Raw genomic sequence first — 11,822 nt, 5'->3', positions numbered from 1 at the left:
CCTTCGAGGCGCGTACCCGACCGCCCCGGGGCGCGGCGTGTACGCTGCCGAGCTGTGACCGAGACCTCGCTGCCGTCCGTACTCGTCACCCGCCGGCTCGCCCCGGGGGTGCTGGAACGGCTCACGCCGTCCTGCGACGTCACCCTGCACGACGACGATCTGCCGATGCCCAGGCCCGAGTTGCTCCGGGCGGTGGCGGGCAAGGCGGCCGTCGTCACCACCCTGGACGACCTGGTGGACGCCGAGTTCCTGGATGCGGCCGGCCCCGGCCTGCGGCTGGTCGCCAACCACGCGGTGGGCACCCACAACGTGGACCTCGCCGCCTGCGCCGAGCGCGGGGTCCGGGTCAGCAACACCCCGGGTGTGCTCTCCGAGGCCACCGCCGACATGGCCTGGGCCCTGCTGCTGGCCGCCACCCGCCGGCTCGGCGAGGGCGAGCGCTGGCTGCGCTCCGGGCGGCCCTGGGCCTGGGCACCCAACTTCCTGCTCGGCATGGAGCTGTCCGGGACCCCGCTGGGCATCCTCGGCATGGGCCGGATCGGCCGGGCCGTGGCCCGTCGCGCCGCCGCCTTCGGCATGCCGGTCGGCTACCACAACCGCACCCGGCCGGCCGAGGTCGCCGAGGACGGTCCCCGGTGGCTGCCGCTGGACGAACTGCTGGAGCGCTCACAGGTGCTGGTGGTCACCTGCCCGCTCAACGCCGCCACCCGGCACCTGCTCGACGCCGACCGCCTCGCGCGACTGCCCGCCGGGGCGGTGGTGGTGAGCATGACCGCGGGCGTGGTGGACGAGGAGGCGCTGGCGGCCGCCCTGGACTCCGGTGCGCTGTTCGCGGCCGCCGTGGACAACTTCGAGCGCGAGCCCGAGGTCCCGGCCGCCCTGCTCGCCCAGGAGCGCGCGGTGCTCGCGCCGCATCTGGGCAGCTCCACCGTGCGCACCCGGCAGGCCATGGGCGGCCTCGCCGTCGACAACGTCCTCGCCGTCCTCGCGGGCGCCGCACCGCTCACGCCGGTGCAGGCCGTCCGCAGCTAGCAGCGCGCCCCGTCAACTGGCGGGCCCGGCCGCCCATTTCATCTCCTCCGCCATCACCCGCAGGGCCCCGAAGTGGGCGGCGCCGGGCTCCAGGTAGAGCTCGGCACCCGGGATGTGGTCGGAGAGCCACTGGGAGTGCTCGACCGGGGAGAACTGGTCGTCGGCGCCGTGCCAGAACCTGGTCGGGACGGTGATGTCCTCCACCTTGAAGCCCCAGTCGGTGGTGAAGGCCAGTACGTCGTCGATCCAGCCGTACGCGCCGTACCTGAACGCCTCCCGGTAGGTGCTCAGCAGCATCCGGCGGATGCCGGCGTCGGAGACCAGCGTCCGGTCCGCGGGCGAGAGTTCCGGGACCAGGCCCTTGATCAGGGAGGTCGGATCGTCCTTGATCTTCCGGGACCTGACCTGGAAGGCGTCCACGAAGCGGTGCGGGCCGCGCTCGACCTCGCTGTAGCTGTGCCGGTTGGCCTCGGTCATCCCGGCGTACCAGTCGAGCCCCTCGGCGTGCCGGGGAGCCAGGCAGACCAGCACCGAGACCCTGGTCACCCGGTCCGGCAGCAGCGCCGCGCAGGCCAGCGCGTGCGGGCCGCCGCCGGAGCGGCCGAGCACGGCGAACTCGCCGATGCCGAGGGCGTCGGCGATGACCGCCACGTCGGTGGCCGCCGAGCCCACCCGGCGGCCGGGTAGCCGGGTGGAGTCCCCGTACCCGGGGCGGTCGAAGGAGATCAGTCGTACGCCCAGCCGGTAGAGCACGGAGGCGCGTGGCAGCGGGCCGACCCGGCTGCCGGGTGTGCCGTGCAGCAGGAAGACCGGACGGCCCTGCATGTCTCCGTGGGTGTCCACCGCCAGCCTGCGGCCGTCGGGGGCCTGGACCAGGAGTTCCGCCACTCGGTCTCTCCTTCGTCAGGGGGTAGTGATCCTTGACGCGCCTGAAGGGTGAGGGAGTTCGGCGCGGAGGATCTCCCGTCCACGGCAACCGGCGCAGCTGGGCCGCGTCGTACCGTGCCGTCGGGAACGTCCATGTCCGGTACATGCCCGCTGCGGGGGTCGGTCACCCCGCCACATCCAGGTTCCGGACCTCTCGGCGGGCCTGCCAGGTGGTGTGCTCCCGCGAGATCGCGTCCTCGGCGTCCCTCGCGAGCCGCGCCCAGACCTCCTCGGCCTCGCCCGAGTTGAGGTTGAGCCTGCCCAGCTGGGCCTCGATCACGGCGAGTTCGGAGGCAGCCAGGGAGTACGCGGCCGCCTGCGGCCGGTACTGGCGCAGCTGGGCCCAGGCGGCGATCGAGGCGGCGACGGCGGAGACCGTGCCGAGCGCGTCATAGCTGAAGTACCCCAGCGCGCGCAGTACCGCCAGCCCGAGGCCCAGCAGCGGCAGTGCGATGCCGAACAGACTGGTCCAGCGGCTGGCGGCGGCGCACTGCCGGGCCTTGGTGTTGTACCAGTCGCGCTGGGTCTGCACCCGCTCGCGCAGGTAGACCTCGCGCCGGATCACCAGCGGCTGCTCGCGCAGCGCCGCCATGGTCTCGGTGATCTGCGGGTGGCGAGCCGGACGCCCGTCCGCCGGTCCGCGCCAGGTGGACAGCTCGGCCTGCACCCGGTCGAACTGCGGGATCGCCCGGCCGGCACCGAACTGGCCGATGATGCCGCCGAGTTGCGCGTCGTACAGCAGCTCGGCGTCCGGCAGGGCACGCGGCGGCGGCTGGTAGGCGTCGGCGCGGACGGCGTACTTCCAGGAGAGCGTCTTGACCGACTCGGCGGCCGCCCGGCCCTCGTACCAGAGGCCCTGCGGGTTCTGGCGGCCGATCACCGCGGCCAGGGCGACGGTGCACAGGTAGGCGAAGGCCGCGAGCCAGGCCCAGAGCGTGCCGTCCGCCGAGCCCGCCGCGGCCGCCGCGACCAGCAGCAGCAACTCCCAGCGGGAGAGCGCGACGGCACGGCGCTGCCCCTGCAGCGAGGAGGAGTCGGCCGTCCAGAACAGCCCGGGTAGCAGGTCGCGCTCCTCGTAACGCCGGTTCGACCGCCCTGACCTCGCTGCCATGTCGGCCCCCACTGCCACTTCGCCGTGTCATCAGCAGGTACCTACTGCCCCGGCGGCGAGTCGGGTACGCGTCACGTCCGGCCAATCTCCGGACACAGCACACCAGTTCAGGCCGCCGGGCCGGGCTTTCCGGGCGGGTAGGCGTAGTAGATCCGGTCGGCGTTCTCGGCCATCATCCGGGCGTTCCACTCGGTGCCGCCGTCCACGTTGCCGGAGCGGAACAGCGGCGGGGTGATGCCCCGGTCGGCGAGCTTTCCGATCGCCGAGGCCACCACGGCCTGCATCAGCGCACTGGTCACGACGGTGGAGACGGACCCGAAGGCGGTCCCGGCCCCGGGATGCGACAGCTCCCCGTCGCCGACCGCGACCTTGCTGTCCAGCACCACGTCGCAGTGGTCCTTGAGGTACGTCCCGGACGGGTGCTGCGAGGCGACCTCGCCCGGGTAGGCCAGCGAGGTGACCCCGATCACCCGCAGTCCGCGCGCCCTGGCGTGCTGTGCCAGCTCGACCGGCATCACCTGGCGCCCGGAGAGCGAGATGACGAAGACGAGGTCGCCTTCGCGGGCGGGGGTGAGGTCGAGGGTGGCCGGAGCCAGGCCGGAGACCCGCTCCAGCGCGCTGCCGAGCGGCGCGGGCATCACGCTGACCCCGATCATGCCGGGTACGTTCAGCAGGTTGACCACCGCGAGTCCGCCGGCCCGGTAGACCACGTCCTGGGCCGGCAGTGAGGAGTGTCCGGCGCCGAAGGTGAGGATCCGTCGTCCCTCGGCCACCGCGTCGGCCAGCAGCGACGCGGCCCGCTCGATGTTCCCGGACTCCTCGGTGCGGACTCGCTGCAGGTGGGCCACCGCGGCATCGAAGTACTGCTCGACCAGGTCGCTCATCAGATCTCCGTACCGTGCTGTGCGGCCGGGACGGTCCGGACCGCAGTTCGGGAAAGGCAATGGCGAAAGCTACGGCGAGCACCGTGCGGCTTGTGGCGGCCTGCTGTCAACAGGGACGAAATGCCCGGGGCACAGGGGCCGAGCGGCTCTGGTAGTCGGCGCGGTACGTCAGAATTGGCGGTGAGGACACCGATGAACGGAGCCGGCTGCGATGTCTGGGCTGATCGACACCACTGAGATGTACCTTCGGACCATCCTGGAGCTGGAGGAGGAAGGCATCACCCCGATGCGCGCCAGGATCGCGGAGCGGCTGGAGCAGAGCGGTCCCACCGTGAGCCAGACCGTGGGCCGGATGGAGCGCGACGGCCTGCTCCGGGTCGCCGGCGACCGGCACCTCGAACTGACCGAGGAGGGCCGCCGGCTCGCCGTCCGGGTCATGCGCAAGCACCGCATCGCCGAGTGCCTGCTGGTGGACGTGATCGGCCTGGAGTGGGAGCAGGTGCACGAGGAGGCCTGCCGCTGGGAGCACGTGATGAGCGAGACGGTGGAGCGCAAGGTGCTCGCGATGCTCGGCCACCCCACCCAGTCCCCGTACGGCAACCCGATCCCCGGCCTGGACGAGCTCGGTGACGCCAAGGCCGAGGGCGAGGGCTTCGACGCCGCCCTGGTCACCCTGGACGCGGTGCAGCCGGGCGAGAGCGGGACGAGCGTGGTGGTCCGCCGGATCGGCGAGCCGATCCAGACCGACGAGGGCCTGATGCGTACGCTGCGCCGCGCCGGGGTCCGTCCGGGTGCCACCGTCCAGGTCGCGGCCGGGGTCGGCGGTCTGCTGGTCGGCAGCGGCGAGAGCCCGGCCGAACTGGGCAAGGACATCACGGCGCACGTCTTCGTCACCCAGTCCTGAGCCGCCGCGCCGCCGGTGGGGCATGCCCGGCCGAAATGGCCTGCCCGACCGGAGAGCCTGCCTGACTGGAGAGGTGTGCCCGGCCGGAAGGACCTGCCGGGCGCGCGCGGCCTGTGGGCAGGCTCGCGTGAGCGTGTTCCGCACAACGCCGACGGGCCCGGTGCATCCCCGTGCACCGGGCCCGTCGGCCCCTCCCAGCCCTCCCCGCTTCCCTCCCCGGCCCCCCGGCCCGTGACCCCGACCACCCCGAGCGCGATCGGTGTCACGGCCCCCCGGCTTCCTCCCCGTTCACCGCGCTCGGCTTCCCCGTCCGAGCGCCCTCCCCGGTGTCCCCCGGTCCCTGCTGCCCCGATCCCCGTAGCCCCGCGACGGCCCCTGTGCGTGGCTCGGGTTTCCTGTTGCTCTGCTGCCCTCCTGACTGTCTCGCCGACCGCCCCTCTCGACGCAATTCCTCCCCTCGGCAGATCACCGCAATCCTTGAGCGGTGTCACTCGTACGAGGGGCTTTTACCTCTGACGATCGGGTACACCGGTCTTTTATCCGCACATGCGTCTGACGGGCCCCGTCTCCGGTGGGAGACAAGGCCCGTCAGGTGCGCGCGTGGTGTCGCGCAGCGCCGCCCTTCACCCGATAGGCCCAGGGCGGTGGTCGGGGTACGGCCGGTCGGCCGTCCGGGGCGGGCTCAGCGGGCCGCCACCGGCTGGGGCCGCGTCGCGCCTGCGGGCGCGGCACCACCCCGCCCGCAGGCGTACGCGAGCGGGCTGATCAGCTCGGTGGCGTCCGGTAGCCAGCGGTTCAGCGCGGACGGCGGCCGGGCCCACTGGGCGAACCGGTACGGGCCGACCCGGGAGGGCGGGGCGACGATGAAGTCGCCCTCGCCGCGCGCCGCCAGGTCGAGCCGGCCCGGCGTCCAGCCGAGCTTGCGCAGCAGCTCCGGCAGCTTGCTCTGCACCCCGGGCAGCACCAGGAAGTGCAGCCGCCGTCCGACCTGCCCGGCCGCCGCCGGTACGGCCACCACCGGGCCCAGCTGCAGCCCCATCCGCTCCATCCGGGCCAGTGCCAGGCAGCCGGCCACCTCGGGGACGTCCAGCACGTCGAAGGCGCTCCCGGTGGGCAGCAGGATCGAGGCCGAGGGGGTCTCCGTCCACCAGCGTCTGACCACCCCCGGGCCGGCGCTGGCCTTGCGGCGCCAGTCGGCGCCGGTGGGATGTGCGCCGGGGAACGCGCAGTCGAGGTCGCCGCACGAGCAGCGCGCCGGGCCGTCCCCCTCGATCAGCCAGGTGCCGGGGGCGACTTCCCAGTGCCGGTCCTCGGCGTATCGCACGGCTTCGATGAGCAGTTGGGGCAGCTCCTGCTCCTGGGTTCCTGGGGTGTCTTCCACGCGCTGCTCAACTACGGTCCGTGAATGGGGTTACGGCTGGGACCGGCGTGGTCAGCGAGCCGGATGCGATGTCACCCGTATCGGTGAGGTGCGCCAACCCCGTTAGGGCGCAGTGCAGTCGAACGGGGGTCGCGCCGGGCGCAGCAGGGGGCGCACAGGGGCATTTGGCAGGGCGCGCGGGGAGTGGGTTCGTCACCGTGGGTATCCCGCAGGTGTTGCTGATCGCTAATCTGAGGTCAGAAGCCCTAACCGGTCGGCACGTCGGCACCAGAGCATGCAGAATCGTCGCCCGCCGGTCAGCGCCGGGGGCGTGGGGAGGCGAAACCCATGGCCGCGAGACCACTTGTCGCACGACAGCCCAACGAGCGCTTGCAGCAGCTGATTCAGGAGGCGAGCTGCTCGAACGCCGGGCTTGCCCGCCGGGTGAACCTCTGCGGCGCCGAGCACGGCCTCGACCTGCGCTACGACAAGACCTCGGTTGCCCGTTGGCTGCGCGGCCAGCAGCCGCGCGGCCAGGCGCCCGCCGTGATCGCCGAGGCGCTGGGCCGCAAGCTCGGCCGGAGCGTCACGGTGGACGAGATCGGCATGGCCGACGGCAAGAACCTCAGCTCCGGTGTGGGGTTGCAGTTCGCGCCCACCCTGAGCGCCGCCCTGGAGCAGGTCTGCGAGCTCTGGCGCAGCGACGTCGGCCGCCGTGAGTTCCTGACCGGGGCGACGGTGGCCGCCTCCGCGCTGGTCGAGCCCAGCCGGGACTGGCTGATCACCCCGCCGGATCCGGTGGTGGCCCGCACCGGCGGTCCCCGGGTCGGCCCGGCCGATGTGGCGGCGATCCGGGCGACCACCCAGATGCTGGTCGAGCTGGACCACCGTTTCGGCAGCGGCCATGTCCGCCCGGTGGTGGTGCACTACCTCAACTCCGTGGTCTCCGGCCTGATCGGCGGTGCGTACCGGGAGGAGACGGGCCGCCAGCTGTTCGCCGCGGTCGCCCGACTCACCGAGCTGGCGGGCTACATGGCGGTGGACACCGGCCAACCCGGCCTCGCCCAGCGGTACTACATCCAGGCGCTGCGGCTGGCCCAGGCCGCGGACGACCGCGGGTACGGCGGCTATGTGCTCGCCGCCTCGATGAGTCACCTGGCGGCGACGCTCGGCAATCCGCGTGAGATCGCCCAACTCGCCCGCGCGGCACAGGAGGGCGCCCGTACGGTGGCCACCCCGACTGCGATGGCGATGTTCTACGCGGCGGAGGCCAGGGGGCACGCCCTGCTCGGTGACGCCCGCTCCTGCGAGGCGGTGGCCGCCAAGGCGCTGGCCGCGATGGAGCAGCGCAACCCGCAGGACGACCCCGATTGGATCGTCCACTTCGACGAGGCATACCTGGCCGACGAGCTGGCGCACTGTCACCGGGACTTGGAGCAGGCCGCGCAGGCCGAGCGCTACGCCCGCACCGCGCTCGAACTCCACCCGCCGACCCGGGTCCGGCGCCGCGCGGTGGACTTGGTGCTGCTGGCGACCGCCCAGCTCCAGCAGCGCGAGGTCGAGCGGGCCTGCGAGACCGGCGCGCAGGCGGTGCGGCTGCTCAGCGGGCTGCGGTCGAACCGGGGCGTGGAGTACCTGGACGACTTCCGCCGCAGGCTCGAACCGTACCGGGACAACCGGGTGGTCCGGGAGTTCCAGGCCCGGGTCGACGTGGAGGCCGCGTGAGAGAAGACCGGCCCGCGTAGTCACCCGTGCCGGTGAACAGGTAGCGTGGGCCCGATATTCGGCGTTGGAGCGCCGTCGCAGACGTCGCGCGACGCGCCGGGTGGTCGTGGTCCGCCGTCAGCGAGCGCGCGGAAGAACCGAGGAAGGCCCGGGTGCAGACGCGGTTTCGACGGTTCGGGCGGCAGGACGCCGCCCGGCTGTCGCCTGCCCGCGCGTGCCAGGTGCCACACACAGGTGAGGAATCGCGTTGAGCCAGCGCCGCTCGTACTCCAGCTCCAACGACTTCAACCTGGACGATCTGTTCCGGCCCGAGCCGGCCGGTGCCCAGGGCGCCACGCCGCCGCAGCAGCAGGACGTGCCGACAGAGCAGTTCCAGGGTGGTCCCGAGTACCTCGGCGGCGGCCCCGTCGGAGCGGCCCCGCACCAGGCCGCCCCGCAGCCGCCGGCCGACGCGGCCGCGGCCACGCAGTACCTGCCGCCGTACCCGGCCGGCGAGCCGGCGGCCGGTGCCGGCCTGCCCCAGCAGCCGCTGCCGGGCCAGGCGGCGATGCCGGGCCAGCCCTCGTACGGCGGGCAGCAGTCCTTCGGAGGTCAGCAGTCCTTCGGAGGTCAGCAGCAGTTCGGCGCCGAGCAGCTCGCCGCGCAGCAGACGATGGCCGCGGGCATGCCCTCGTACGGCGGGCAGCAGTCCTTCGGTGAGCAGCAGTCCTTCGGAGGTCAGCAGCAGTCGTTCGGCGGCCAGCAGCAGTCCTTCGGGGGCCAGCAGCAGGTCGGGGCGCCGCAGCAGCCGTACGGCAGTGCGCCCGCACAGGGCTTCCCGAGTGCGCCCCCGGCGTACGCTCCGGGCACGGAGGACGGGGGTCGCCGCCCTTCCAACAAGCTGCTGATCGGCGGTGCGGTCGTCGGCGGTCTGGCGGTGGTGGGCATCGTGGCCGGCCTGATGATGAGCGGTGGTGGCGGCAAGACGGACAACACCAGTACCGCCAAGACGACGTCGGTCACCAAGACCACCGCGAGCAACGCGCCGAGCCCGGCCGCCTCCGGCGGCTCGGCGGCCGACCCGCAGCTGCAGGCCCAGGCGCAGGCGGTCTCGGACCTGCTGGGCAAGGCCAGCACCAGCCGTCAGGCCGTGATCGCCGCAGTGGCCGCCGTCGGCAAGTGCCAGCAGCTGCCGGAGTCGCAGCAGACGCTCACCCAGGCGGCCGCCCAGCGTGACCAGCTGATCGCCGGGCTGAGCGGGCTGAAGGTCGACAAGCTCCCGAGCGGCGCCCAGCTGGTCGAGCAGCTGCAGAAGGCCTGGCAGGCGTCGGCCACCGCGGACCGCGAGTACGCGGGCTGGGCCGGTGACTCGGTCGCCAGCTGTGACGCGTCCAAGCAGGACAACCCGCACCTCAAGGCGGCCACTGAGGCCAGCGGTACGGCCAGCACCGCCAAGGGCCAGGCCTCGACGCTCTGGAACGCCATCGCCGCCCAGACCGGTCTGCCCACCAAGAGCACCAGCGAACTCTGAGGCCGGGAGACCGTTCCAGAGCGGGCGCCCGGGCGTGATGAGCCCTCCCGGGCCCCGGGACGGCGAGGGTGGGAGTGACTTCCCCGTGCCCGGGGGCTGCCGCCCGGTCGGTGCGGTCCGCCGGCTCAGGCCGGCGGCTTGCCGCCGACGAGGACCCAGCGGACGTCGACGAAGCCCGGGTGCGGCTCGGTCAGGCGGCCGTCCTTGACCTGCTGGTAGGTGACCGAGGTGTTCACCAGGCGGGGCGAGTCCGCGCTGGGCAGCATGCTGGTCATGCCCCAGTTGAGGGGCGGGGTGGCGCCGGCGGTGTCGATCGGCTCGCCGCTGTCCAGGACGTTGCGGAGCGCCTTAGGGGTGAGCGGCTTCCCGTCGCCGACCCGCTCGGCGGCCTGCCGGACGACCTCGTACGCGACCCAGGTGGTCTGCACCCCGGGATCGGACACGTCGATGGGGGTGTCGCTGCTGCCGTAGTCGTGCACGGTGGTCCGCAGTGCGTCCCAGACGTGCGAACTCTCGGGCGGGTACCAGCCGGTGGCGTAGGCGCCGCCGAGCGGTCCGCTGTCACCGCCGGTGGAGTCGACCACCGACTGCTGGAAGCTGCCGATCACCGAGGCCAGCACGGTGTTCTTGGGCCCGAGCCGCCGGTACGGATCGAGCAGGTTGGAGGTGGCCTCCGCACCGAGCGCGCTGGTGATGCAGTCGCCCGGCCGGTCCGCGCCGATGGACTTGGCGGCGATGGCCGCGTAGTCGCTGGACTGCTCGGGCGCGCGGAGGTCGATCAGCTTGACCTTGGCGGGCGCCAGGGCTCCGGCGAGGTAGCCGAGCAGGGTGTCGCCGGCCCGGGTGTCGGGCCGGATCAGGGTGACGGTCCTGCAGCCGACCTCGACCAGCTGGAGCCCGCTGCCCGCGATCAGCGCCGGGGTGCCGCCGTCCACAGGATAGGAGAGCGGGCTGCTGAACTCCGGGGTGGAGAGCCCGTATCCGCCGATGTACGGGATGCCGGCGGCCTCCAGCACGGGGACGAAGTTGCCGCCGAACTGGCTGTACGAGCCCACCACGGCGGAGGCGTGGGCACTGACGGCCTGCCGGGCGCAGGCGGTGGCGCCGTCGGCGGTGTTGCGCTCGTTGCAGGTCAGGACGGTGACCTGGTGACCGGCCAGGCCGCCCTTGGCGTTGAGTTCGCGGCCGATCGCCTCGGCCAGCGCGGTCATGCCGGGCCGGTCGGCGGCGCCGGTGTCGGCCGGTGCCCAGGTCATCAGGGTCACCTGGCGGTCCGCGGTCGCGGCGGCGTCGGCGTGATCGCCGCAGGCCGAGGCGGAGAGCAGCGCGGGCAACAGCGCGACGCTCGCGGCGAGCGCTCCCATGGTGCGCTGGCGGGCGCGTACGGGTTGTCCGCCGCCGGTCGAGTGCCGCTGACCGGGATTTCCACTCGGTTCCATGATGGTGCCCCTCCCGGGGTTTCCTGGGCGTACGGCCGCTCAAGCCTCGACCCGGCCGGGTGCGGGGAAAGGTCCGTCGGGAGAACGGCGGACCAAGGGAGAGGGAACTCCGGGGGCGATGCTGGGATGACGCGTGTAGAGCGCATGTGGATGGCTAACGGTGGGGGAACGTACGATCGTTGCCCATGTCCGCCAGTTCAGATTCCTCGTACCGGTCTACCCGAACCACTTCTCGTGGCGGGCACCGTTCAAGCACGATGGGCGGCATGCCGCTCAACGACCTGCCCTGGTGGCGCTGGCGCGCCCGCCTCCGCTCCGCGCTGCACATGCTCTCCGACCCCGCCTTCCAGCAGCAGACCTGGCTGGCCGGGCACGGCGGCTACGGCGATGTGACCGACGCCGTGTACCGCCTGGTCGAGGACACCTGGCTGGACCGCTGGTCGGCGGAGAAGTACGTCGGCACGATATTCCGGGACAGCACCGAGGCGGCGCTGGTGGACCACGCGGTGCTCCGGGTGCTGCGCATCCTGCACGCCGTCGGCGCGGACGCCCCCGCCGCGAGTTACCTGAGTCACCCGGACTGGCCGGAGGCGGTGCGGGTGGCGCGGGAGGCGCACGTGGTGCTCGCGACGAGCGACGGGGAGGACCCGGACGCGGCGCCGCGCTCGCTGGAGGTGCTCCGGATCCTGACGAAGATCGGGTGAAATCCCGGTGGCGTGGGCCCCGCTCGCCCGGCCGAGTGCGCGCGGCGGGCGGCGCCGGGCCGCGGCGTCCGCCGGGAAGCGGGCCGCCCCACCGGACCGGCCCGCTGCGGCCGCGCCCCGGTCCGAGCGGTTCCCCGCGCCACTCCTGGCCCGGATTCCCCCCCCGGGCCCGTCCGGCGACGGTGCGTTCCGGATGGCGGGCAGTGCGGCGAGCGGTGTCCGGTAT

10 protein-coding genes are annotated in these 11,822 nt (G+C 73.2%); 5 read left to right on the top strand and 5 right to left on the bottom strand.

Features of this window, described 5'->3' with window-relative positions; translation table 11 throughout:
* The first annotated feature begins 54 nt into the window (after positions 1-54).
* Positions 55-1,032, top strand: a complete 978-nt coding sequence (locus ACWDAK_RS12455; RefSeq protein WP_427393307.1) for a 2-hydroxyacid dehydrogenase — start codon at positions 55-57, stop codon at positions 1,030-1,032.
* Positions 1,033-1,044: 12 nt separating this feature from the next.
* Here the strand turns inward: ACWDAK_RS12455 and ACWDAK_RS12450 are convergent, their stop codons facing one another.
* The 3 genes from ACWDAK_RS12450 to ACWDAK_RS12440 form a co-directional block, all read right to left on the bottom strand.
* Entirely contained in the window at positions 1,045-1,920 is an 876-nt protein-coding gene (locus ACWDAK_RS12450; protein WP_344637841.1) for an alpha/beta fold hydrolase, read from the bottom strand.
* 163 nt (positions 1,921-2,083) lie between these two features.
* Positions 2,084-3,070: a DUF4231 domain-containing protein gene (locus ACWDAK_RS12445; RefSeq protein ID WP_344637842.1), complete on the bottom strand. Its 987-nt coding sequence runs from the start codon at positions 3,068-3,070 to the stop codon at positions 2,084-2,086.
* 107 nt (positions 3,071-3,177) lie between these two features.
* On the bottom strand, positions 3,178-3,954 hold the full coding sequence (locus ACWDAK_RS12440; RefSeq protein ID WP_344637843.1) for an SIS domain-containing protein: 777 nt from the start codon (positions 3,952-3,954) through the stop codon (positions 3,178-3,180).
* A gap of 211 nt (positions 3,955-4,165) precedes the next feature.
* Here ACWDAK_RS12440 and ACWDAK_RS12435 point away from each other — a divergent pair, with 211 nt between their 5' ends.
* Entirely contained in the window at positions 4,166-4,858 is a 693-nt protein-coding gene (locus ACWDAK_RS12435; protein ID WP_344637844.1) for a metal-dependent transcriptional regulator, read from the top strand.
* A 682-nt stretch (positions 4,859-5,540) separates the two neighbouring features.
* On the opposite strand, the gene ACWDAK_RS12430 is transcribed toward ACWDAK_RS12435, so the two are convergent.
* Positions 5,541-6,239, bottom strand: coding sequence for a bifunctional DNA primase/polymerase (locus tag ACWDAK_RS12430; protein WP_344637845.1), 699 nt, complete (start codon positions 6,237-6,239; stop codon positions 5,541-5,543).
* Between the two features lie 327 nt (positions 6,240-6,566).
* On the opposite strand from ACWDAK_RS12430, the gene ACWDAK_RS12425 reads away from it, so the two are divergent.
* Together ACWDAK_RS12425 and ACWDAK_RS12420 are read left to right on the top strand one after the other, a co-directional pair.
* Positions 6,567-7,943, top strand: coding sequence for a transcriptional regulator (locus ACWDAK_RS12425; protein WP_344637846.1), 1,377 nt, complete (start codon positions 6,567-6,569; stop codon positions 7,941-7,943).
* A 247-nt stretch (positions 7,944-8,190) separates the two neighbouring features.
* On the top strand, positions 8,191-9,453 hold the full coding sequence (locus ACWDAK_RS12420) for a flagellar basal body-associated FliL family protein (RefSeq protein ID WP_427393308.1): 1,263 nt from the start codon (positions 8,191-8,193) through the stop codon (positions 9,451-9,453).
* A 125-nt stretch (positions 9,454-9,578) separates the two neighbouring features.
* On the opposite strand, the gene ACWDAK_RS12415 is transcribed toward ACWDAK_RS12420, so the two are convergent.
* Complete coding sequence (locus tag ACWDAK_RS12415; protein WP_427393309.1) at positions 9,579-10,892, bottom strand: ABC transporter substrate-binding protein; 1,314 nt, start codon at positions 10,890-10,892, stop codon at positions 9,579-9,581.
* A gap of 185 nt (positions 10,893-11,077) precedes the next feature.
* Between ACWDAK_RS12415 and ACWDAK_RS12410 the strand changes: the two genes are divergently transcribed.
* On the top strand, positions 11,078-11,596 hold the full coding sequence (locus ACWDAK_RS12410; protein ID WP_344637849.1) for an SCO4402 family protein: 519 nt from the start codon (positions 11,078-11,080) through the stop codon (positions 11,594-11,596).
* The last annotated feature ends 226 nt before the right edge of the window (positions 11,597-11,822 follow it).

Source organism: Kitasatospora sp. NPDC001175 (assembly GCF_053598215.1).
The sequence above is the reverse complement of the archived record's forward strand: the minus strand, read 5'-3'. Positions and strand labels throughout refer to the sequence as shown.

Bases quoted from the DNA above. Each gene is read 5' to 3' on its own strand.
- ACWDAK_RS12445 (WP_344637842.1), bottom strand. From the start codon at position 3,070: ATGGCAGCGAGGTCAGGGCGGTCGAACCGGCGTTACGAGGAGCGCGAC.
- ACWDAK_RS12440 (WP_344637843.1), bottom strand. From the start codon at position 3,954: ATGAGCGACCTGGTCGAGCAGTACTTCGATGCCGCGGTGGCCCACCTG.
- ACWDAK_RS12435 (WP_344637844.1), top strand. From the start codon at position 4,166: ATGTCTGGGCTGATCGACACCACTGAGATGTACCTTCGGACCATCCTG.
- ACWDAK_RS12425 (WP_344637846.1), top strand. From the start codon at position 6,567: ATGGCCGCGAGACCACTTGTCGCACGACAGCCCAACGAGCGCTTGCAG.
- ACWDAK_RS12415 (WP_427393309.1), bottom strand. From the start codon at position 10,892: ATGGAACCGAGTGGAAATCCCGGTCAGCGGCACTCGACCGGCGGCGGA.
- ACWDAK_RS12410 (WP_344637849.1), top strand. From the start codon at position 11,078: ATGTCCGCCAGTTCAGATTCCTCGTACCGGTCTACCCGAACCACTTCT.